The organism is Yoonia vestfoldensis SKA53 (genome assembly GCF_000152785.1).
Lineage (GTDB): Bacteria > Pseudomonadota > Alphaproteobacteria > Rhodobacterales > Rhodobacteraceae > Yoonia > Yoonia vestfoldensis_A.
This window is the reverse complement of the sequence record NZ_CH672414.1, coordinates 188,175-208,544: the sequence shown is the minus strand read 5'-3', so window position 1 is coordinate 208,544 and position 20,370 is coordinate 188,175. Positions and strand designations below refer to the sequence as shown.

Here is a 20,370-nt window from a genome sequence, read left to right as displayed (position 1 = left end):
AGCTGCATCACGTAAGGTGGATCATGATCCACCCTACCCGCCACCAGAAAGCCATACCATGAAACTTGCCGATCTCGACATCATCATCACCGCCCCCCCTGCCCCCGGCTGGGGCGGACGGTACTGGATCATCCCCAAGATCACGACCGACACCGGCGTCGTGGGTTACGGCGAATGCTATGCCTCCTCGGTCGGGCCAGAGGCCATGAAGGCCGTCATCACCGATGTTTTCGCGCGCCACATGGCAGGCGAAAACCCCGAAAATATCGAATTGATGTTCCGCCGCGTCTATTCGTCCGGCTTTACCCAGCGCCCTGACCTGACGGTGATCGGCGCGTGGTCCGGGCTTGAAATGGCCTGTTGGGACATTCTGGGCAAAGACCGCGACAGGCCCGTGCATGCCCTGATCGGCGGGCGCACGAATGACCGGATCCGCGCTTATACCTATCTTTATCCGCGCCCCACGCATCCGTTGCCCGACTTCTGGTCCAACCCCGACATGGCGGCCGAAGTGGCGCTCGATATGGTAGAGCAAGGCTATACGGCGGTGAAATTCGACCCCGCCGGCCCCTATACGATCCGCGGCGGGCATATGCCGTCGATGCATGACCTGTCGCTGTCGGTCGCCTTTTGCAAACAAATCCGCGAGGCTGTGGGCGACCGTGCCGACCTGCTGTTCGGCACCCATGGCCAGTTCAGCACCGGCGGCGCGATCCGGCTGGGCCAGGCCATCGCGCCCTATAGCCCGCTGTGGTACGAAGAACCCATTCCACCCGACAACGTGGCCGAAATGGCCAAGGTCGCAGGGGCGGTGCCGATCCCGATTGCCACGGGTGAAAGGCTGACCACCAAGGCCGAATTTGCCACTGTGTTGCGCAGCGGGGCGGCGACGATCCTGCAACCGGCACTTGGCCGGTCGGGCGGCATCTGGGAGACCAAGAAAATCGCCGCCATGGCCGAGGTCTATAACGCGCAGGTGGCCCCGCATCTTTACGCAGGCCCCGTCGAATGGGCGGCCAATATCCAGCTGGCCGCATCGATCCCCAATATCCTGATGGCCGAAACGATTGAAACGCCGTTCCACATGGCGCTGATCAAGAGCAGCCTGAGCGTCGAAGGTGGCTATATCCCCGTCCCCACGGCCCCCGGTCTGGGCATTGATTTCGACGAGGATCTGGCCCGCGCCCATCCCTATACCGGCGACGGGCTGCATTTGCAGATGCAACAAGACGCCATCGGCTATCACGGGGTGAACAGCTTTGAAGGCGGTGCGCCGGTGAAGGCATGATGGTACAACGCTGTTTGCCACGCCGACCGTTCGGTTTGGCGCTGGCCTGCCTTGCGCTGCTTGCGGCCTGCGGCGGGCCATCGGGGTCGTCGTTGAGGGCGCCCTCTGCCGATATCGACTGCATGGCGCGCGCGATGTATTTTGAATCGATCCGCTCCAGCAGGGACGGCATGATCGCGGTGGGCAGCGTGGTGATGAACAGGGTCGAGGCCGACGCTTTTCCCAACACGGTCTGCGGCGTGGTCCGCCAGAAAAATCAATTCGCCCCCGGCGTGATGTCCAAGCGGATGGACAGCCGGTCAGCGCCCATGGCACGCGCGGCCGCACAGGCGGTTCTTGCAGGCGAAAGACACCCTGACATTGCGCAGGCCATGTTCTTTCATGCCGCGAGCTATCGGGCGTCGTTCAACAATATCCATTATGTCCTGACGACGGGGGGAAATGCGTTTTACGAACGCCGCAACCCGCAGAATGTGACAACCCCGCGGCCCTTGCCGCCGCGCGAAGGCATCACCGGACGCTAGGCGTTGTGTCGCCCGCAGCCCTGCCTAGAACTGCCCCCAGAATTGCGGCAGTTTCGACAGGTTCTTGGCGACCAGCGTGCCGATCCCGCCCACGTTATGGGCTCTGATCGCGCGGTAATCCTCGCGGCTTTTGCGGATCATCTGGGCAAAACCGCGGTTGCTGGCCCCGCCCATCTGCATCCGCACCATGACATGCGCGATATAGGCCAGCCGCACCTGTCCTGTCGTCAAAAACCGCAGCATCGCGTCGTAATCGCCCGAAATGCGATAGCTGGTATCGTAAAGCCCCGCACGATCAAACACAGCGCGCCGCAGGTAAAGCGTCGGATGCGGCGGCATCCAGCCACGCGCAAGAGCACGCGGGTCGAACGGTCCCGCTTGCCAATGCCGGATCACGCGGGACGCATCGGCGCGCGCGACATAATGCAGATCGCCGTAAACCCCATCGATGCCAGGGTCCGCCAACGCCTGCGCCACACGCGCCAGAACGGATGCATCCGCCAGCACATCATCGGCATGCAACACCCCGATCACATCGCCCGTCGCGCGCCGGATGCCGGCGTTGATCGCCTGATAGATCCCGCCGTCAGGGGCCGAAACCAGCGCCATGCCATCCAGCCCCTGCGCGCGCAGCACATCCAGCGTGCCATCGGTTGACCCGCCGTCCTGAATGACATGCTCCAGTTCGTCATGCGTCTGCGCCCGCAGGCTATCGAGCATCCGTGGCAAGGTTGCGGCCCCGTTGCGCACCGCGGTGACGACGGATATTTTCATGCGGCCTCGCTTCGGGTTTGGGCAAACAGGTCGATCTCTAGCACAGCATGGATCGCGGCGGCGGGACCGGCATCATTTTGCGCCATGAAACGTTCCACCTCGGCCAGTTTGGCATCGACCAGATAGCGGTACCAGAACCCTTGCAGGACATGGAACGCGCGGGCCTGCGCGCCATCCCGAAAGCCGCCGCGCAGGATATAGCGATACAGAAAATACACACCCGCCCGCAGCCCGCCGGGCAGGCGCGCATAAAGATGTTGCTTGATCCAGCGTTTCACCCCCGCCGCCCCTGACGGCGCCACATCTGCGGGCAAAAACCCGTGGCGCTGGTTCAGGATATCCACCACCTCGCGGCTGGCATAGGCGTTGTGCTTGGCGATCCACCAATCAAGCGGTTTGCGGTTGTCGTCGATGATCCCGCCAGACAGATGCGCGACAGGGCCGTTCACGACGATATGTTCGTCCATCCAGCGCGGCTCGACCCGACCTTGGCCGTGGCGAAACAGCCGCAGCATCCGGGCGGGGAACAGGCCACCATAGCGGACCGGCTGGCCTTGGAACCACATGCTGCGCCCGACCGTGATACCCGCCACATCGGGCAGGCCCACAGCGATCTGCGCAGCGAGGTCCGGCGTCACATATTCGTCCGCATCCAGCCGCAGCACCCAGCCGGTGCCGGTCTCGAGCCGGTCCAGTGCCCCGTTGAATTGTTGCGCATGATTGGTCCAGGGGTGCTGCCAGACATCGGCCCCCGCATCCCGCGCGATCTGGACGGTGGCGTCGGTCGATCCACTATCCACCACGACAACGCGGGTGGCGATGCCCTGCACTGACACCAGCGCGCGGGGCAGATGCAGCGCCTCGTCACGGGTCAGGATGATGACGGTCAAGTCAGTCATCCATCGGCCTTGTGACCATCGGATTGCCCTGCCCGATATGGCGCGCGGGCAGATCACGCAGCGCCACGCCGCGCGCGCCAAGGATCGCCCCTGCCCGGATCACCACACCCGGCCCCACAAAAGCATCCGTGCAGACCCAGGCATCCGGCCCGATCACGATGGCAGGCCGCAACAAGGGGCGCGCCGGATCGCGCCAATCATGGCTGCCCGCACATAGATGCGCATGCTGCGAGACCGTGGCACGCGGCCCGATATGGATCGGCCCCAGCGCATAAAGGATCGCATTGTCGCCTACGGCGGCCTGATCCTCGATATGCAGATGCCACGGGATAGTGATGCGCACGGTGGGATGGATATGCACCTCGCGCCCGATCCTTGCGCCGAACAGCCGCAGCAACCAGACCCGCCATGCCCAGAACGGGCGCGGGCTGAACCGGAACAAGGGGTGGCACAGCCCCCATAAAACGCGCCCGGCCTGCGCCTGCCCCGACCAATTGCGCCGGCGCCGGTTGGCGGTGATATTGACCTGCATCGTCATGCGTTCACCATTTGCGGCTCGCCGGTGGCAAGGCTGCGATAAAGGCTGGCGAAACCCGCAACCATCGCATCGGGGGCGAAATCGCGGATCATCCAGTCGCGCCCGCGCGCGCCCATCGCGGCAAGATCACCCGCCCCAAGCCGCAGGATCGCCTCGGCCAGATCATCGCATGCAGGGTCGATGCAGGCCCCCGCCGCCATCATCGCCAGCCTGCGCCAGGGTGTGTCGGTCGTCGTCAGCACCGGCACGCGATGCGCCAGCGCCTCGGCCACGGTGATGCCGAAATTCTCGCTGTGGCTGGGCAGCACACATAGATCGGCACGCCCAAAGGCGCGGGCCTTTGCACTGGCCTGCACATCGCCGTGAAACCTTATGCGCGGATCGCCCGCCGCTGCCGCGCGCAGCCCCGCCTCATGCGCCGGAATGCCCGTGCCATAGATATCCAGCGTGACATGCACAGGCAGCGCCGCCATCGCCGCGATCAGCAGATCAACGCCCTTTTTCGGATGCAGCCGCCCCAGATACATCAGCCGCAATGCGCCTTGCGGACGGTAGGGTCGCTTGGTCACGGGTGGGATCGTCACGCAATTGGGGATTACCGTCACCTGAATATCCGGCAGGCGCGCGCGGCTTGCTGCCGCCTCGATCGGGGCGGTGACATGCAAGATGGTCTGCGCCGGGCGGAGCAGGTTGGCGGCCTGTTCGAACGCTTGCTTTGCGCGCAGGCGCGGCGCGGCGGGCCAGTCTTGCGTCGCCTGCAACGCCCCGCGCGGTGACCAGACCACCGGCTTGCGCAAGGCCCGCGCCAGACCCAGCACCGGCAATGTCGGAAAGGAATAGGTGCCGGTCAGATGCACGACATCGGCCCAAAGCATCGCCGCAGGCAACCGCGCCAGCAGCCCCGGCGCGATGCTATGTCCTGCGATCCGGCGGGTGTAATCAACGCGGTAAGGCAGCGGCACGCGGCGCAACCTGTCGCGCACCGCAGGTCCCGCGGCATCGGTGGTCAGCACGCGCAGGCTAAAATCAGGCGCGGCCGCAATCCCGTCGCAGATCGCCTTGGTCGAAAAGATCGGCCCGCCCCAGAATGTCGCGGGATAAAAGCTGGGGGTCACATGCAAAACCTTCATGCTGCCACCTTTGCGCGCTGACCGATGATCCGCGCGGGATTGCCCGCGACGACAGCGCCTGCAGGCACATCGCGCGTCACCACGGCCCCCGCCCCGATCACCGCATGATCCCCGATCCGGCGGCACTGCGGCAGGATCACCGCACGCAGGCCGATCCAGACGCCCAAGGGTGCAGTCCGTGATCATGGGTATAGATCACCGCCGCTTCGGAAATCAGCGTGTCATCCCCAATCACCAGCCCGCCCGTCGTATCCAGATGCACCCCGCGGTTGATCTGTACACCATCCCCGATGCGCAGACCGGCGCGCCCGATCTCGGCCGAAACCGCAACACCGCGCCAGAAATAGCAGCCCGCCCCGATGATGACCGAGGACGGATCATCAAACCGCACACCGGGCTGGAACCGGCTGCCTGCGCCCACCTGCGCGAGCGTCGCACGGTGCCACAGCGTCGCAAGGATCAGCCCCGCCCGGCGGTGGATTTGCGCAGGCAGGCGCAGGACGCGCAGAACATTGTTATGCATGAGACAGCCTTTCGATTGGCACGGCCCGCCAGTGCAGCGGGCGGACGAAGTACGTGCGGATCATCACGATCAGCACCAATTGCGCCGCGGCCCCGACGATGAAGGCGCTGAACGACGATTGCAGGCAGGCTTGGACAAAGGGATAAAACAGGATCGGATACAAAAATGCCGCCCCCGTCCGCGCGGTGCGCTGCGCATCCAGCAAGAACGCCTCGCCCACACGAAACGCCCAGCCCAGCGCGGGGGCTACTGCCAGCCCCGCCCAGCCAAAGTTGATGAACGCCTCGCCCGGGCCGGTGACGTTGAACGCGCCGCCTGTGGTGATCCCCATCACCTCGCGCTTGAAATAGACGCCAAGATCAATCGCGGGCTTGTCCGGCCAGATGTCGCGCGGCACCCAGCCAAAGACCCACCAGCCATAGCTTTGCCCCAACAGCATCTGCGCCGGTTCCAGATGGCCGGTGACCATTACCGCCACGTTGATATCCAGAAAATAGGTCGATCCGATGATCTGGCGCAGCAGGCTGGCGCCCTGCGCGCCCAGCCGCAGTTCTGTCATATAAGCCGACAGCATCACGATCGCCGTGGCGCCAGCCAGCCCCAGCGCGCCTTGCCGCCAGCCGATCCGTCCGCCCAGAACGGCATGGGTGGCCAGCGCATAGATGGCCAGTTCCACCAGTTCGAACCGGTCCCCCGACACCAGTGCGATCCCCAAAAGCGCCGCCCCCAGCGCCAGCGTCATGCCCAACAAGGCCGGGCGCGGATGCAGGATCGTCTGCGCAAGGCACAGCACAAAAACATATTTGGGGATCACGAACAGCGTCTTGATCCCGGCCAGCGTCGCGCCCACACCATCGGCATTGACGTTGATCTGCTTGACGCGGTTCAGCGCGGCGATCACGCCCGCCTCGCCCGGCGCTGCGCCGCGCACCTGCAGGATCAGCAGCACCGTCACCACACTGACGGCCAGCGCGATACCCACTAGCGCGCCCATCGGCTGCACGCCTGCCGCGACCGCGCGCGCGGCAATGATCTGCGCGGCGGCGGGCTGCGGTTTGCAGGCCAAAAGGTAGCCCAGACAGATCAGCGCGACAAAGCCCCCCAGATAGATCGCCCCCACCAGCGCCGCGCCGGGTGCAGGATCGAAGCGTGCGTAAAATGCCAGATCAGGGGCAGCGGCATAGGCAACGGCCTTGGCCAGAAATCCCAGCCCGCAGAAATAGCCCAACAGATGCAGCGGCGACACCCAGCCTAGCAGCCCGTGCCGTGCCGCGATCCAGAACGGCAACAGCGTGCAAAGTGCGGCAAGCGCAATGATCAGGATATCTGCCATGCGCGCCTCCGCATCGGGCGGGCAAGGGTGTCGATCCCCATGCTGCGCCAGACCCAAAGCCAGAGCAGCCCGGCGCAAAGGCTGGTCGCCAGCGCAGCAGCCAGCGCATTGCGCAACGGATCAAGCGGCGCGAAAAACGCAACTGCCGCCACATAGCCCGCCACCCCCGCCAACCGCGCCCCCGCGGCCAGATCGCCCCGCCCGGTCAGCGTGGCAACGCTCATCCCCTGCGCAAAGGCCAGTTGCACCAGCGTGCCGCCCAACAGCACCAGCAGCACCGGCACCGGCAAGTCCGGCACCCAGATCGCCAATACCGGCAGCGCCAGCAGACTCAGCATCGCCAGCCCCAGCCCCGGCAAAAAGGCGATCCGCGCGCCGGCGTCACTGGCGCTTTGCAGGGCAGCGGTGTCGCGGGCGGTATGGGCGGCGCTGATCGGCCCCGCGCTGACCCATGTCGCCACCGACAACGGCAGCGCGACAAGGTTCGCCACCCGTCGCAGCAATGCATAGACCCCGATCTGTTCCGGTGTCAGAAACTGCCCGCCCACAATGATATCGACCTGCGCCAGCCCCATGCCCAGCACCGTCGTCGCCCACAGATCAGCCGCCAAGCCTGCCCCCGGCCTGTTACCGCTGATCACCGATGCGCGCTGCGGATGCGACAAAACCAGCACCGCCGCGCCCAGACAGATCACTCCCAACCCCGTGGCCATGCCCCACAGGATCGCCGCAGGCTCTGTCAGCAGCAACCCTGCCGCCCCCAGCGCCACCATCGGGGCCCCGTCGCGCAGGATCATCGACAGATGCACCGACCCCAAGGCGCGCAGGATGCTGGCAAGGCAGGATGCCAGATTGACCACAACCGCCACCGCCAGCACAGCCAGCCATGGCAGCTCTGGCCAGACCAGCCGCAGGGCCAAGCCCGCCCCGCAAGCCGCCAGCACAGGCCAGCCGATGCAAAGCCCGATGACAGCGCGCGGATGCATCCCCGCGCCATCCCCCAGCCGTGCCAACAAGATCAGCGGCCCGCCAAACCCCAGACAGGTCGCCGCCACCAGCGCCAGCCCCCACAGCACGATCAGCCCGCCAAAGCCGTCCAGCCCCAACCACAGCGCCAGCCCAAACAGCACTGCGACATTGCCCGCCACCAGCGCGGCACGCACCGTCATCGCGATACCGACGGGCTGATTCAGGCAATATCGCAAGAAAGCCATCATACAACAAAACCACTTGAACAGCGCACGCAAACTATCGCCTTGGTTGATCTTGCCTTCATTGTGATTAATTTTGTGTTAACTGGTTTATGGTTTCCTAATCGGGTCGCACTGCCCAAGAAAGCCCCGCTGATGCCGCGTTCCATGTCACAGCCCATGCCCGCTCTGGTCGAAGTTGATCAGCCTGTGGCTGTCGATATTCGGCATATTTTTAGGGTGTTATGGGCGGGAAAATGGGTTGTGGTGCTCACAACCTTTTTGGCAGTTCTGATGGCGGGGTATTACGGCTTTACCATCGCGCGCCCGCAACATGCCGCCGTCACGATCATTGAAATTCGCACAACTCAAGCGTTTGCAATACCAGGCCAAACCAGCACAGATGTTCCGCCTGGCACGCAGGTTCAGATCCTGTTGGCGACACCCATTCTGGAACAGGTGATCGCAAAGCTGGACCTGCAAGACGACCCCGCCTTCAACCGCTATCTGACGCCGGTGCCACCGCTGTCGCCGCGCGGGTTGCGCACGACGCTGCGGAACCTGTTGCAAGGCCGCAGCGAACCCGTCCCCGATGACGCGGCCATCGCCAGCAAGCTGGTCCAGAACCTGCGGGCCGCGATCCGTGTCGAGACTCCGCGCGACAGCGATCTGTTGCGCGTCACCGTCACGACAGGCGACCCCGACCGCGCCATGGCCATCGCGAACACGCTGGCAGCGGTCTATCTGGCCGATCAGGTGGCGCGCAAACAGGATGCAACGGCAGCCAGCATCGCCTTGCTGGGCGCAAGATCGGCCGACCTGCGCTCGCACCAGGCAGCAATAGAGGCCGCGATCACCGATCTGGTCGCGCGTGCGGGCCTGCACGACCCGACGCGCCCCGACCGGTTGGGCCATGACCTGCAAGACACCACAACACGGCTGGCCAGCGCCCAAGCCGCGCTTGCCCGCGCCAGCGACACCGCCAATACCCAGCGGCTGACCGCCCAGATTGCCGCCTTGCAGACCAACCGCGCCGATCTGGCCGCTGCGCTGCAGGCGCTGACCGCAGCCAGCCATGCCCGCGACCGGATGCAGCGCGATCTGGACATGGCCATCGCACAGCAGGCCGGCTATCAACAAGAACTGCGCGCATTGACGCTGGGTGCCGCACAAATCGCCCCCGACAGTCGCGTGCTCAACGCCGCGACCGAGGCGCGCTATATCGGGCCGCAAAAGCTGCTGATGGTGCAGATCGCGGCCATGGTCGGGGGGCTGGGCGGGCTGATGCTGGTGGCGCTGCGTCACAGCCTGCGCCGTGGGTTCACCGATGCGGCGGCCTTGCAGGATGCCACCGGCCTGCCGGTTCTGGCGCAGCTGCCGCTATTGCCCTCACGCAGGCCCGCACGGCTGCTGGCGGCACTTGATGTCAGCACAGCATCGGCCGCGACCGAAGGCTATCGGCATCTGCGCACCGCGCTGATGCTGCATGGCACAAAGCCGCCGCAGGTCATCCTGTCCACCTCGGCGATCCCGGGCGAAGGCAAGACGACGCAGGCCATCGGGCTGGCACATGCGCTGGCCCTGTTGGGCAAACGCGTGCTACTGGTAGATGCAGACCTGCGGCGCGGATCGTTCCGGCGCTATTTTGCGCTGGCGGGGACAGACGGGCTGGCGGCGGTGATCCTTGGCCATATCGGCCTTGGGGCGGCGACCGAACCAAGCCCGATCCCCGGGGTCGATCTGCTGGCGGGTGGCGCACAGCATGCGGCGGGCGGTGAAACCCTGTTTGCGCCCGCGCTGGCCGATGTGATCGCACAGGCGCGCGCGGCCTATGATGTGGTCATCATCGACGCCCCGCCCGTGGTGCCGGTGGCGGATGCCGTGGTGCTGGCCGCCGCCGACAAGCTCGCCGCGGCCGGGGTGGCTGTGACCGGCGTGACGCTTACGCAGATCGACATCCGCAAACAAGCGCAGCGCGGTGGTGTCGGTTTCGCCCAATATGGGCGCGGTTATTTTCACGCCTGAACCGGCGTGACCGCCAGAATGTGGTGGCTGGAAAACCCGATCACATCACCCGCCTGCATCACCGTGCCCGCAGGCAGGTCTGCTGCGAAATAGGCCTTGGCGGTCCAGTCAAGCGGTCCTGCGGCGGCGCTTGCCTCGATATTGGGCCGCAGGAATGTGCTGACCGGCCCGACCAGATTGCCCGCGATGCCCGTGGCGACCACCTGACAGCCATAGCGTAGATCACCCGTCAGCGCGCGCCCGACCAGACCCAGCCGCGCGGTCGCGCCAAGGCTGATCTGCGCAGGGCTTGTACCTGCGAGATCCCCGATGCTGATAAGGCCCGCAGGTCCGGCAACCTGTTGCACAGCCAGAGCACCACTTTCCCCGTCCCAATGCACGAAAGGAAGCATCCCGAGATAAAGCCAGTCAAACACCGCATCTGGCCCTGTTGCCGTGACCTGCACGTCATGGCGCACCGCACCCGGCGTGATCCGGCGGATCAGCTGGCAGGTGCCGATAGGACCACCCGTCGCCCCCTGCCAAGTGGTGTTCTCAAAGGTGGCAATCTCGGCCCCGACGGACAGGCCGGTGCCGCTGGTCGTTGGCACAAAAGGCTGTGCGTCCAGCGTCACGCTGCGCGCCACAAGCGCCTCGTTGCCATGGGTCTGGCCGCCGATTTCGGTGGTGGTACCCGCAATTCTGACGCGCGCGGCATATTCACGCTCGGAGGCGTAATCAACCGCCTGAAACAGCGGATAGGTCGGGCGGTTATCGGCACGCCAGTCCAGCGCGCCATCACCGCTGATGCCTGACAGATGCACAGGGGGTGTGGTGCCGCTGACACCCGTCGCGCGGGCGGCATAAAAGGTGCCTTGCCATTGCACCTCGTCGCCCATGACATAAGCGGTTGCAGGCTGCCAGACGGGGGGCAGGATGCCGTCATCGGACAGATCGGCCGACAGCGCCACAGCCTCGATCATCAGGCTGGTACCACCCGGTGTCGCCGCCCCGCCATGCGACAGGGTCACGACATGGCTGCCGGTCAGGCCGGTGGCCACGCGGATGCTGCGGCGGCGCTGCATGTCGGTGGCGGTCTGGGTGCTGAACGCCTTGAACCCCAGCCCCGCCGGATCTCCGATCGCATCGACCAAAGCCTGCCCCCCGTCGATATCGACACGGCAATAGCCCCCCGCAATGCGCCCCGTGAAACAGACCCAAAGGTCATAGGGTTTGGCGCGGTCCACCGTCACGCTGATCGTGGCGGTCAGCGCCGTGGTGCTGACAGCACGGTTGCCGGTATAGCTCCCCGACAGGCCAGAGCCCGAAGATTGCAACTGCGACCAGCCCGCCGACAAACCAAAGGCTGCCACCGGATAGACCTTGCGCAACGCACAGCTCAGCGTTTCGCGCCACGACAGCCTTGTGCCGGCATTAGCCCCGTCCAACCGCAGACAGGCGGCGGTTGCGGGGCCGGTCTCGGTCCAGATGCTCAGCCCGCCTTGCGGGCCGGGGCCAAGGGCCACATGCGCGCCGCGGCCGATGGCAAAAAACGCCGCCAGCGGGTCGGGTGCAGTATGGCCGGTAGAGGCGGGTGACAGCTCTAGCCCGATCATGGATCAATACCACGCCACAAGCTGCGCCGTCGTCCCGCTGGCCAGTACCCGTACCGGCCGGATCGACAAAACCGCACCTGCCGCGACATCATAGGTCACGACCTGCCCGTCCTTGTCCTGCAAGGCCGCCGTGCCTGCGCTTTGCACGAAAATCGCGCGCGGGCGCACCGGCAGATCCGCACTGTCCGAGGGTGTGACGACGTAATGCGCCACGGCGGGCGAGGTCAGGTTGACATAATCGGCGCTGAAAGGATCGGGCATCGGAGACTCCTGAGTGGTTGCAGCCGTCATCATGCCGCTTTTGTCTGAAAACCATGTTGCACGACCGTGCGGCACCAGATGCAACGGCGCTGGCGCAGCCTCTGGCCAAGCCAGTGATCGTTGCGCTAGAACGGCGGCCATGCTTTTGCCCGATTATCTGCCCCCTTTTGGCTTTGACGCAGCACCACCCGCGCCGGACCGGCCTTTTGTCGCCATCGGAGATGTGCATGGGCGCGCCGATCTGCTGGCCCCCGTGCTGGAACGTGCCGTGGCGCGCGCCTTGCCGGTCGTGCTGGTGGGCGATTACATCGACCATGGCCCCGACAGCGCGGGCGTGCTGCGCTTGTTGCACGACCACGCGGGGCGGATCGACCTGACCTGCCTGCGCGGTAATCACGAAGACCTGTTGCTGCGCTTTCTGCGCCAACCGCGCAAAATGGGCCGGACATGGCTGCGCTATGGCGGGCGGACCACGCTGGCCAGCTATGGCATCACCGACCTGCCCGCAGATATCACCCTGGCCGATCTTTCCCGTGCGCGCAACGCGCTGCGCGCCGCGATGGGCGCGACCGTGTCATGGATGCAATCCATGCCCTATTGGTGGCAAAGCGGCAATGTGGCGGTCCTGCATGCAGGTGCCGATCCGGCCCGGCCTTTGGCCAACCAGCTGCCCAAGGCGATGGCCTGGGGGCATCCCGATTTCGGGGTGGTGCCGCGCAGCGACCGGGTCTGGTGCGTGCATGGCCACCGGATCGTGCCGCGTCTGGCGATCCGCGACGGCGTGGTGTCCATCGACACCGGCGCATGGAAAACCGGCAAGCTTTGCGCTGCCCTGATCGGCGAAGGCGGGGTCCGTCCGTTCTAGGCCCCCTTGCGCGCCAGCACCACGATGATGGTGCGCCAGGCAATCCACAGGTCCAGCCGGAATGACGCATGGGCGATGTAATGCAGGTCCAGCGCCACTTTGCGCCGGATGCCGTCGATCCCGTCGACATAGCCCAGCTCGACCTGCGCCAGACCGCTGACACCGGGCCGGACGTTGTGCCGCGCGCCATAGCCCGCGATGTCGCGCAGATAGACGCAGGCATGGTCATAGCTGTCAGGACGCGGGCCGATCAGGCTCATCTCGCCGCGCAGCACGTTGATGATCTGGGGCAATTCATCCAGCCGAGATTTGCGCAGCACCCGGCCCAGCGCCGTGATCCGGTCCGCGTCCAGCGCGTCAAACGCCCCGCGCGCCGCACCTGTCGCACAGCGCATGGTGCGGAATTTATACGCGGCGAACCGGCGGCACCGATACCCGATCCGGTCCTGCCGATAGATCAGCGGACCGGCATTCGCAAACGGGTTCAGCACCAGCAACACAGCCCCGACCGGCACCAGCAGACCCAAAAGCAGCAGGGCCACAACATGGTCAAAGACCCGCTTGGACAGGCGCGGTCGTCCGGTGTCCGGTCGTATCGCGCGCCCGCAGGCTTGCTTTCCGACACGACCGTCATGACGTGACACATCCGACATACCACGCACCACCGCACCCATTTCACCAAGCCAGAGCAACCTTGCATCCGGCCAGCCACAAGAGTGGCGAAACATGGTTAAAGGATCGTTAAAGGGCGCTTAAACCCTGCGTGCGCCGGCAAAACGCGGTTGACGCTTGCCTGCGGTGCGCGCTTGCTGCGATATGTCGGGAACGCCCGCCAGCAGGAGAAAGCGTTTTGCCAACAGCCTTCGCGCGCCAACAGATCGTCACAGCTTTTGCTGCAGCGATCCTGATCGCGGCCCCAATGCGCGGGGTGGCACAGGATGTCACGGTCTTTGCCGCCGCCAGCCTGACAGGCGCGCTCGACCGCGTGGCAGAGGCCTGGACCGCCGAGACGGGACAAACTGCCGTGACATCCTATGCCGGATCATCGACGCTGGCCCACCAGATCCAGCAGGGCGCGCCCGCCGATATTTTCATCTCTGCCAGCGTGGACTGGATGGATGCGGTCGCAGCCTCGGGCGATCTGCAGGGCGGCACACGGCGCGATATTCTGGGCAATACGCTGGTGCTGATCGCGCATGGGCAGGATGCGGCCCCCGTGACCATCGACGCCACGCTTGATCTGGCCGGCATGCTGGGCGACGAAAGGCTGGCAATGGCGATGGTCGATGCGGTGCCAGCGGGCATCTATGGCAAGGCCGCGCTGACATCTTTGGGGCTGTGGGACAGCGTGGCACCGCTGGTGGCGCAATCGGACACGCCGCGCACCGCCCTTGCCTTTGTGGCACTGAACGAGGCGCCATTCGGCATCGTCTATGCCACCGATGCCGCGGCGCAGGACAATGTCCGCGTGATCGGCACCTTTCCCGCAGACAGCCATGCGCCAATCATCTATCCCGCCGCGATCACTGCGCAAAGCGACAGCGCCAATGCAGCGGCGTTTCTGGATTACCTGTCATCGGACAATGCCCGCGCGATCTGGCGCGCCTACGGGTTCAGCGTGGTGCAGTGATGGGGGGCGATTGGGCAAACTGGCTGGGTCCGGCGGAATGGCAAGCGGTGCGCCTGTCGGTGCGCGTGGCGTTCTGGGCGACAGTTGTCAGCCTGCCCTTGGGCATATTCGTCGCCTATGCGCTGGCACGCTGGAATTTCTGGGGCAAACAGCTGCTGAACGGCATCGTGCATCTGCCGCTGATCCTGCCCCCCGTCGTGACAGGCTATCTGCTGCTGAGCACCTTGGGGCGGCGCGGGCCGGTGGGCGAAGTGCTTGATGCATGGTTCGGTATCGTTTTGTCATTCCGCTGGACAGGGGCCGCCGTCGCCGCCGCGATCATGGCCTTTCCGCTGATGGTGCGCGCGATCAAGCTGGCGATCGAGGCGGTGGACCCCAAGCTCGAAGCCGCCGCCAGCACGCTGGGCGCGTCCCGCGCATGGGTTTTCACCACAGTCACACTGCCGCTGATCCTGCCCGGCATCATCGCGGGGTCGATCCTGGCCTTTGCCAAGGCGATCGGCGAATTTGGTGCCACGATCACCTTCGTCTCAAATATCCCCGGCCAGACGCAGACGATCCCATCGGCGATCTATGCCTTTCTACAGGTGCCGGGCGGGCAGGAACAGGCAACGCGACTGGTGATCATCGCCATCGTGATTGCCATGGCGGCGCTGCTTTTGTCTGAATACCTCGCGCGGCGGGTCGCGCAACGGGTGGCAGGATCATGACGCTGCAGATCAAGGTGCAGCACGCTTTCGCGGGGTTCGATCTTGATGTCGATCTTGACCTGCCAGCCGGCGTCAGCGTGTTGTTCGGCCCTTCAGGGTCCGGCAAGACGACGGTGATCAATGCGGTCGCGGGCCTCTTGCGCCCCGATCAGGGGCGGATCGCGATAGGTGACTGGGTGCTGACCGACACCGCAAGCCGCCACCACAGCGCGCCCCACCGCAGGCGCATCGGCTATATCTTTCAGGACGCCCGCCTGTTCCCACATCTGAGCGTGCGCCAGAACCTTGCCTATGGACGCTGGTTCGCGCCGCGCGAGGCAAAGGCCACCAGCATGGACCGCACGGTCGAGATGCTGGGCATCGGCCATCTGCTGTCCCGCCGCCCCGCCACCCTGTCGGGGGGTGAAAAGCAGCGGGTCGCCATCGGGCGCGCGCTGCTGTCCGGGCCAAGGCTGATCCTTGCCGACGAACCGCTGGCCGCCTTGGACGAGGCGCGCAAGGCCGAAATCCTGCCCTATTTCGAACGCCTGCGCGACGAGGTGGCGGTGCCGATCCTTTATGTCAGCCATGCCTCTGCCGAGGTGGCGCGTCTGGCCACCACCGTCGTCGCCCTGCGCGCGGGCCGCGTGATCGCCTGCGGACCACCGGGGCAGGTGCTGGGCGATGTGGCCGTGGTCGGCGCGCGGGGTGCGGCATCGCTGTTGACCGTGCGGGTTGTAGCACATCACGCGGACGGGTTGACGGAACTGGCAACGGCAGCAGGCACGCTGTGGTTGCCGCGCATCGCTGATGCGACAGAGGCGACCCTGCGGGTGCGGATCATGGCGCAGGATGTGATCCTGTCGCGCGACCGGCCTGCGGGGTTGTCGGCACTGAACATCCTGCAAGGCACGATCAGCGATCTGCGCCTTGGCGAGGGCCCCGGCGCGATGGTCACGCTGGCCGTGGGCGAAGACAGGCTTGCCGCACGCATCACCCGCAGATCAGCCGAGGCGCTGGGGCTGGCCCCCGGCCAGACCTGTCACGCTGTGATCAAATCGGTTGCCGTGGCCCCCGATGCCATCGGCACAGGGCTGCGCGTTAGCCCAGCATCCCGCGATTGAACCGCTGTTCCAAAAGCTTGAAGGCCAGCGCCAGCAGCCCCGCGATCACCATATAGATCACCGCCAGCAACAACAGCGGTTCATAGATGATGAACGTATCCTGGCGCACACGGCTGGACACCGCGTAAATCTCGATCACCGTGATCGTGGCGACCAAGGGCGTGGCTTTGAGTTGCAGCACGGTTTCGCCGCCCAAGGTTGGCAAGGCGCGTTGCAGGGCCTGCGGAAACCAGATGCGTCGGAAGATCGCAAACCGGCCCATGCCCATTGACCGTGCGGCCTCTAATTGACCACCCGCGACGGATTTAAACGCGCCGCGCATCACCTCGCCCTCGTAGCCTGCAAAACTAAGCGAAAGGGCTAACAATGCATAGGGCCATGCCTGCCGCAGATAGGGCCAAAGCTCACTTTCCCTGATCCAGGGAAATTGCGGAAACAGGCTGCCAACGCCGAAATAGATCAGCCAAAGCTGCAACAACAGCGGCGTGCCACGGATCACCGTGCAGAACGCACGCGCGGGTGCTGCCAAAAACCGTGGCCCCGCCGCCTGCGCCAGCCCCAAAGGCACAGCCAGCGCAAAACCGATCAGGCAACTCAAGCCCAGCAGCCACAGCGTCCGCCAGATGCCCTGCACTGCCAGATCGTGATAGCGCGCAATCCAGTCCCAGCGCATCGCCAGCGCGGCCCAGACCACAAGGCCCAGCGCCGCCGCGACCATAATAATCCGGTGCGGCACAAATACCTCTTGTGCGATCCGCTGTCGGTTCATTGCGAAGCCTGTCCGCGCCGGTAGCGCGCCTCGATCCAGCCAAAGATGCGCCCCGACAGCAGCGTCATCAGCAGATAGAGCGCCCCCGCCGCCAGAAAGAAGGTGAAATAGGCCCGCGTCGACCCCGCCGCCTGCCGCGTTTCCAGCGTCAGTTCGGAAAAGCCGACGATGGCCAGCAGCGCGGTATCCTTGGTTGCAATCAGCCACAGGTTCGACAGACCGGGCAAGGCCAAGGGCAGCATCGCGGGAATGGTCACGCGGCGGAATATCTGCACCGGCCCCATGCCATAGGCGCGCGCCGCCTCGTGCTGGCCGCGCGGCACGGATTGGATGGCGCCGCGCAACACCTCGGTCGCATAGGCGCCCTGCACGATCCCCAGCACAGCGATACCTGCGACAACGCCCGAGATTTCGACAGGCCGCTGGCCCAGCGCGCGCAAAGCCTGATTAAGCAGATCGGTGCCTGCGTAATACAGGATCAGGATCAGGATCAATTCCGGCACCGCGCGCACAACGACGGTATAAACCGCCAGCAAATCGCGCGTGACCGGCCCACCATGCAGCTTGCCCAGCGCGCCTGCTGTGCCGATCAGCAGCCCCAGCGCGAAAGCGCCAAGTGAGATTTGCACGCTGGCCCACGCTCCGCGCAAAAGATTACCCCCCCAGCCCGGCGGCTGGAGGGACAAAAGACCGACCGATGTTTCCAGCCCCGGCCAAAGGGCATAAAGCCAGTCCAACACCCGCCGCGCCGGGCCTAGTTGCCCAAGATCGAGGTGGCGAAATAGCCCGCCGTGATCGCGTCATAGGTGCCATCGGCGATGATCGCGGCGATGCCGGTATTGATCGCCTCGCGCAGCGCATCATCGCCTTTGCGCACACCAGCACCGACGCCGGCACCAAGGATCGCCTCGTCCGCGGCGACAGCGCCTTTGACCTCGCAACAGGCACCGGCTGCGGTGGCAAGGAAATCATCCATCGCCAAGCTATCTGCCTGCGTGGCGTCGATCCGGCCTGCGGCCAGATCCTGGTTCGCCTCGTCCTGGGTCTGGTAGGTGCGCAATTCGGTCGCACCTTCGAAATAGGCCTGCGCATAGCTTTGGTGGATGGTCGAGACCTGCACCCCAAGCACCTTGCCTGCAAGGCTCTCGGGGGAGGCGTCCATCTGCATGTTGCGCTGACCCACAATCACGGTCGGCGTGTTGTAATAGGGGTCCGAAAAGTCGATGGTCTGCATCCGGTCTGCGGTGATCGACATCGACGCCATGATTGTGTCGATCCGGCCCGACACCAGCGCGGGAATGATCCCGTCCCATGCGGTGGGCGTCAGCACGCAATCAAGTGCGGCGGCAGCACAAACCGCGTCGATGATCTCGACCTCCCAGCCGACCCAATTGCCCGCCGCATCGGGCGAGGCAAACGGCGGATAGGGTTCGGCGGCGATGCCGATACGGACCTCTTGCGCCTGTGCCAGTCCGGCGGCGGCAGCGATCAGGGCGGTGGTCGTCAGAAGGGCCAGTGTCTTCATGATCTTTCTCTCCTTGTTGAATGTCAGAACGCTTTTGCGCTTCTTGTGATGATCCCGCAGCGCGGGTTTCGACGCGACGTTTGCAAAGGCTGCGACAGGCAAAGCCGCGACCGCAACATTTTTGTGATTGTATCTGGCCAAAATGGCAGCAATTATTCAAGTGTATAATTTCAGCTAAAGAAGAACATCATGCAATTTGGTGCCGAAGACCGATCAAAACCCCTTGCCGCCGTGATCATGCGCGCCCCCGGCCCCGCCATGGCCAAGGCCCGCCCGCAAGACTGGCATTACGGCGCAGGGTTCGACCCCGCCCGCGCGGAAACCCAGCATGCAGAGCTGGCGCGGATCGTGACCGCCAGTGGGGCAAAGGTGCATTGGATGCCATCCGCCGACGACAGTTTGTCGGATGCGGTATTCGTGCAAGACCCGTCTTTTGTCACCCGCCACGGGGCCGTGATCCTGAACATGGGCAAGGCCTTGCGCCGCGCCGAACCGGATATGCATGCCGCGTTTTATGACAGTATCGGCGTGCCGGTGATCGGCCGTCTGACCGGTGATGCCACGGTCGAATCGGGCGATTGTTTCTGGCTTGATCCGCAGACCTTGGCCGTGGGGCGCGGTGTGCGCACCAATCAGGCAGGCATCGCCGCTTTGTCCGACATCCTGCGCCCTTACGCCATCAATGTGCAGGCTTATGACCTGCCCTATTGGACTGGCCCCGCCGCCTGTTTGCATCTGATGTCGCTGGTGTCCCCACTTGGCCCCGATATCGCGCTGATCCATGCGCCATTGCTGCCCTATGCGCTGTGGTCGGACATGCGCGCGCGCGGCTGGACCCTGCTGCACGCGCCCGAGGATGAATTCATGGCCTCGAACGGGCTGAGCCTGAACGTGCTGGCGCTGCGCCCGCGCGATGTGGTGATGGTCGACGGTTTCCCGCAGACCCGCACCCTGATGGAAGATGCAGGCTGCAAGGTACAGGTATTCGACGGCGATGCGCTGTGCATCGCCTGCGAAGGTGGCCCCACCTGCCTGACCCGTCCGGTGCTGCGCGCATGACCGCGCGCCGCACATTTATACGCGCAGGCGAGGAGGCGCGCCGTCTCGCATTGATCGACGCCACGCTCGACTGCATCGCCGAGGGTGGCCCGCAGGCGGCAACCGTGCGCGCCATCGCATTAAAGGCCGGCGTGACGCCGGGCCTCATCAAGCATTATTTCGACACCAAAGAAGACCTTGTCGCGAGCGCCCACGAAACCCTGATGACCCGCATGACCGAGGCGAGTGCGGCGGCGCTGGATGATCTGCCCGCCGATCCGGTGGCGCGGCTGGCGGGGTTCATCACCAATGCCGTCACGCCGCCTGTTGTCGATCCACGCGCCATGGCGCTGTGGGCGGCGTCGATGCAGCTGGTGCCGCGCGACGCCGCGATGCGCGATGTCCACGAAGCGACCTATCTGGCCTTCCGTGACCGGCTGGAACGCATGATTGCCAATGCGCTGGCAGCGGCGGGCAAACCGCATGACACGGCCACGACACGCGCCCTTGCCATCGCAGGCAATGCGCTGCTCGACGGGCTGTGGATCGAAGCATCGGTCCTGCCCGACCAATTCGCGCAAGGCGAAATGCGCAGCATCGCGATCCGCGCCTTTGCGCGGCTGCTTGACCTGAAACTATCGGAGTAAATG

23 protein-coding genes are annotated in these 20,370 nt (G+C 65.0%); 9 read left to right on the top strand and 14 right to left on the bottom strand.

The window, feature by feature from the left end; all coding sequences use genetic code 11:
• Nucleotides 1-58: 58 nt before the first annotated feature.
• On the top strand, nt 59-1,288 hold the full coding sequence (locus tag SKA53_RS01035; protein WP_040482732.1) for a mandelate racemase/muconate lactonizing enzyme family protein: 1,230 nt from the start codon (nt 59-61) through the stop codon (nt 1,286-1,288).
• Nucleotides 1,288-1,812 carry a cell wall hydrolase gene (locus SKA53_RS01030; protein ID WP_110549050.1) on the top strand — a complete coding sequence of 175 codons (525 nt, stop codon included), beginning with the start codon at nt 1,288-1,290 and terminating at the stop codon, nt 1,810-1,812. The genes SKA53_RS01035 and SKA53_RS01030 overlap by 1 nt, the downstream gene beginning before the upstream one ends.
• A 24-nt stretch (nt 1,813-1,836) precedes the next feature.
• Here the strand turns inward: SKA53_RS01030 and SKA53_RS01025 are convergent, their stop codons facing one another.
• The 8 genes from SKA53_RS01025 to SKA53_RS00995 are packed head-to-tail and all read right to left on the bottom strand — an operon-like array spanning nt 1,837 to nt 8,178.
• Complete coding sequence (locus SKA53_RS01025) at nt 1,837-2,586, bottom strand: glycosyltransferase family 2 protein (RefSeq protein ID WP_007204168.1); 750 nt, start codon at nt 2,584-2,586, stop codon at nt 1,837-1,839.
• A complete protein-coding gene (locus tag SKA53_RS01020) occupies nt 2,583-3,485 on the bottom strand; it encodes a glycosyltransferase family 2 protein (RefSeq protein WP_007204167.1) in 903 nt (300 codons plus the stop codon). Before SKA53_RS01020 ends, SKA53_RS01025 begins: the two co-directional genes overlap by 4 nt.
• Entirely contained in the window at nt 3,478-4,023 is a 546-nt protein-coding gene (locus tag SKA53_RS01015; protein ID WP_007204166.1) for an acetyltransferase, read from the bottom strand. Before SKA53_RS01015 ends, SKA53_RS01020 begins: the two co-directional genes overlap by 8 nt.
• Nucleotides 4,020-5,153, bottom strand: coding sequence for a glycosyltransferase (locus SKA53_RS01010; RefSeq protein ID WP_007204165.1), 1,134 nt, complete (start codon nt 5,151-5,153; stop codon nt 4,020-4,022). The genes SKA53_RS01015 and SKA53_RS01010 overlap by 4 nt, the downstream gene beginning before the upstream one ends.
• The gene (locus tag SKA53_RS15680; protein ID WP_007204164.1) at nt 5,150-5,320 is read right to left on the bottom strand and encodes a hypothetical protein; all 171 of its coding nucleotides are present in this window, start codon (nt 5,318-5,320) and stop codon (nt 5,150-5,152) included. Before SKA53_RS15680 ends, SKA53_RS01010 begins: the two co-directional genes overlap by 4 nt.
• Entirely contained in the window at nt 5,290-5,676 is a 387-nt protein-coding gene (locus SKA53_RS01005; protein WP_007204163.1) for a hypothetical protein, read from the bottom strand. The genes SKA53_RS15680 and SKA53_RS01005 overlap by 31 nt, the downstream gene beginning before the upstream one ends.
• Nucleotides 5,669-7,009, bottom strand: a complete 1,341-nt coding sequence (locus SKA53_RS01000; protein WP_007204162.1) for a hypothetical protein — start codon at nt 7,007-7,009, stop codon at nt 5,669-5,671. The genes SKA53_RS01005 and SKA53_RS01000 overlap by 8 nt, the downstream gene beginning before the upstream one ends.
• On the bottom strand, nt 6,994-8,178 hold the full coding sequence (locus SKA53_RS00995) for a hypothetical protein (protein WP_242601227.1): 1,185 nt from the start codon (nt 8,176-8,178) through the stop codon (nt 6,994-6,996). The genes SKA53_RS01000 and SKA53_RS00995 overlap by 16 nt, the downstream gene beginning before the upstream one ends.
• Nucleotides 8,179-8,367: 189 nt before the next feature.
• On the opposite strand from SKA53_RS00995, the gene SKA53_RS00990 reads away from it, so the two are divergent.
• Nucleotides 8,368-10,224, top strand: coding sequence for a GumC family protein (locus SKA53_RS00990; RefSeq protein ID WP_007204160.1), 1,857 nt, complete (start codon nt 8,368-8,370; stop codon nt 10,222-10,224).
• Here the strand turns inward: SKA53_RS00990 and SKA53_RS00985 are convergent.
• Together SKA53_RS00985 and SKA53_RS00980 are read right to left on the bottom strand one after the other, a co-directional pair.
• Nucleotides 10,215-11,819, bottom strand: a complete 1,605-nt coding sequence (locus SKA53_RS00985) for a hypothetical protein (RefSeq protein WP_007204159.1) — start codon at nt 11,817-11,819, stop codon at nt 10,215-10,217. The two genes, SKA53_RS00990 and SKA53_RS00985, sit on opposite strands and share 10 nt — an antisense overlap.
• A 3-nt stretch (nt 11,820-11,822) precedes the next feature.
• Entirely contained in the window at nt 11,823-12,080 is a 258-nt protein-coding gene (locus SKA53_RS00980) for a spike base protein, RCAP_Rcc01079 family (RefSeq protein ID WP_007204158.1), read from the bottom strand.
• Between the two features lie 139 nt (nt 12,081-12,219).
• On the opposite strand from SKA53_RS00980, the gene SKA53_RS00975 reads away from it, so the two are divergent.
• Complete coding sequence (locus SKA53_RS00975) at nt 12,220-12,945, top strand: metallophosphoesterase (RefSeq protein WP_007204157.1); 726 nt, start codon at nt 12,220-12,222, stop codon at nt 12,943-12,945.
• Here the strand turns inward: SKA53_RS00975 and SKA53_RS00970 are convergent.
• Nucleotides 12,942-13,673: a sugar transferase gene (locus SKA53_RS00970; protein ID WP_242601226.1), complete on the bottom strand. Its 732-nt coding sequence runs from the start codon at nt 13,671-13,673 to the stop codon at nt 12,942-12,944. The genes SKA53_RS00975 and SKA53_RS00970 overlap by 4 nt on opposite strands.
• Before the next feature lie 122 nt (nt 13,674-13,795).
• Here SKA53_RS00970 and modA point away from each other — a divergent pair, with 122 nt between their 5' ends.
• The 3 genes from modA to modC are packed head-to-tail and all read left to right on the top strand — an operon-like array spanning nt 13,796 to nt 16,388.
• Nucleotides 13,796-14,575, top strand: a complete 780-nt coding sequence (gene modA, locus SKA53_RS00965; protein WP_007204155.1) for a molybdate ABC transporter substrate-binding protein — start codon at nt 13,796-13,798, stop codon at nt 14,573-14,575.
• The gene (gene modB, locus SKA53_RS00960; protein WP_007204154.1) at nt 14,575-15,285 is read left to right on the top strand and encodes a molybdate ABC transporter permease subunit; all 711 of its coding nucleotides are present in this window, start codon (nt 14,575-14,577) and stop codon (nt 15,283-15,285) included. The genes modA and modB overlap by 1 nt, the downstream gene beginning before the upstream one ends.
• Complete coding sequence (modC, locus tag SKA53_RS00955) at nt 15,282-16,388, top strand: molybdenum ABC transporter ATP-binding protein (RefSeq protein ID WP_007204153.1); 1,107 nt, start codon at nt 15,282-15,284, stop codon at nt 16,386-16,388. Before modB ends, modC begins: the two co-directional genes overlap by 4 nt.
• On the opposite strand, the gene SKA53_RS00950 is transcribed toward modC, so the two are convergent.
• The 3 genes from SKA53_RS00950 to SKA53_RS00940 form a co-directional block, all read right to left on the bottom strand.
• Nucleotides 16,366-17,157, bottom strand: coding sequence for an ABC transporter permease (locus tag SKA53_RS00950; RefSeq protein ID WP_007204152.1), 792 nt, complete (start codon nt 17,155-17,157; stop codon nt 16,366-16,368). The two genes, modC and SKA53_RS00950, sit on opposite strands and share 23 nt — an antisense overlap.
• Nucleotides 17,154-17,807 carry an ABC transporter permease subunit gene (locus tag SKA53_RS00945; RefSeq protein ID WP_081440145.1) on the bottom strand — a complete coding sequence of 218 codons (654 nt, stop codon included), beginning with the start codon at nt 17,805-17,807 and terminating at the stop codon, nt 17,154-17,156. Before SKA53_RS00945 ends, SKA53_RS00950 begins: the two co-directional genes overlap by 4 nt.
• A 104-nt stretch (nt 17,808-17,911) precedes the next feature.
• Nucleotides 17,912-18,682 (bottom strand): transporter substrate-binding domain-containing protein, encoded by a 771-nt coding sequence (locus SKA53_RS00940; protein ID WP_040483041.1) that lies wholly within the window; start codon nt 18,680-18,682, stop codon nt 17,912-17,914.
• 189 nt (nt 18,683-18,871) lie between these two features.
• On the opposite strand from SKA53_RS00940, the gene SKA53_RS00935 reads away from it, so the two are divergent.
• Both SKA53_RS00935 and SKA53_RS00930 read left to right on the top strand, forming a co-directional pair.
• Nucleotides 18,872-19,741 carry a dimethylarginine dimethylaminohydrolase family protein gene (locus tag SKA53_RS00935; protein ID WP_007204149.1) on the top strand — a complete coding sequence of 290 codons (870 nt, stop codon included), beginning with the start codon at nt 18,872-18,874 and terminating at the stop codon, nt 19,739-19,741.
• Nucleotides 19,738-20,367 (top strand): TetR/AcrR family transcriptional regulator, encoded by a 630-nt coding sequence (locus tag SKA53_RS00930; RefSeq protein ID WP_007204148.1) that lies wholly within the window; start codon nt 19,738-19,740, stop codon nt 20,365-20,367. The genes SKA53_RS00935 and SKA53_RS00930 overlap by 4 nt, the downstream gene beginning before the upstream one ends.
• The last annotated feature ends 3 nt before the right edge of the window (nt 20,368-20,370 follow it).

Coding starts and splice junctions, on each gene's coding strand:
- SKA53_RS00950 (WP_007204152.1), bottom strand. CDS start 17,157: ATGAACCGACAGCGGATCGCACAAGAGGTATTTGTGCCGCACCGGATT.
- SKA53_RS00980 (WP_007204158.1), bottom strand. CDS start 12,080: ATGCCCGATCCTTTCAGCGCCGATTATGTCAACCTGACCTCGCCCGCC.
- SKA53_RS00935 (WP_007204149.1), top strand. CDS start 18,872: ATGCAATTTGGTGCCGAAGACCGATCAAAACCCCTTGCCGCCGTGATC.
- SKA53_RS01030 (WP_110549050.1), top strand. CDS start 1,288: ATGGTACAACGCTGTTTGCCACGCCGACCGTTCGGTTTGGCGCTGGCC.
- SKA53_RS01005 (WP_007204163.1), bottom strand. CDS start 5,676: ATGCATAACAATGTTCTGCGCGTCCTGCGCCTGCCTGCGCAAATCCAC.
- SKA53_RS00975 (WP_007204157.1), top strand. CDS start 12,220: ATGCTTTTGCCCGATTATCTGCCCCCTTTTGGCTTTGACGCAGCACCA.
- SKA53_RS01020 (WP_007204167.1), bottom strand. CDS start 3,485: ATGACTGACTTGACCGTCATCATCCTGACCCGTGACGAGGCGCTGCAT.
- SKA53_RS01035 (WP_040482732.1), top strand. CDS start 59: ATGAAACTTGCCGATCTCGACATCATCATCACCGCCCCCCCTGCCCCC.
- SKA53_RS00995 (WP_242601227.1), bottom strand. CDS start 8,178: ATGACGGTGCGTGCCGCGCTGGTGGCGGGCAATGTCGCAGTGCTGTTT.
- SKA53_RS01010 (WP_007204165.1), bottom strand. CDS start 5,153: ATGAAGGTTTTGCATGTGACCCCCAGCTTTTATCCCGCGACATTCTGG.
- modB (WP_007204154.1), top strand. CDS start 14,575: ATGGGGGGCGATTGGGCAAACTGGCTGGGTCCGGCGGAATGGCAAGCG.
- SKA53_RS00930 (WP_007204148.1), top strand. CDS start 19,738: ATGACCGCGCGCCGCACATTTATACGCGCAGGCGAGGAGGCGCGCCGT.
- SKA53_RS01000 (WP_007204162.1), bottom strand. CDS start 7,009: ATGGCAGATATCCTGATCATTGCGCTTGCCGCACTTTGCACGCTGTTG.
- SKA53_RS01015 (WP_007204166.1), bottom strand. CDS start 4,023: ATGACGATGCAGGTCAATATCACCGCCAACCGGCGCCGGCGCAATTGG.
- SKA53_RS00970 (WP_242601226.1), bottom strand. CDS start 13,673: ATGTTTCGCCACTCTTGTGGCTGGCCGGATGCAAGGTTGCTCTGGCTT.
- modC (WP_007204153.1), top strand. CDS start 15,282: ATGACGCTGCAGATCAAGGTGCAGCACGCTTTCGCGGGGTTCGATCTT.
- SKA53_RS00990 (WP_007204160.1), top strand. CDS start 8,368: ATGTCACAGCCCATGCCCGCTCTGGTCGAAGTTGATCAGCCTGTGGCT.
- SKA53_RS00985 (WP_007204159.1), bottom strand. CDS start 11,819: ATGATCGGGCTAGAGCTGTCACCCGCCTCTACCGGCCATACTGCACCC.
- SKA53_RS01025 (WP_007204168.1), bottom strand. CDS start 2,586: ATGAAAATATCCGTCGTCACCGCGGTGCGCAACGGGGCCGCAACCTTG.
- SKA53_RS00940 (WP_040483041.1), bottom strand. CDS start 18,682: ATGAAGACACTGGCCCTTCTGACGACCACCGCCCTGATCGCTGCCGCC.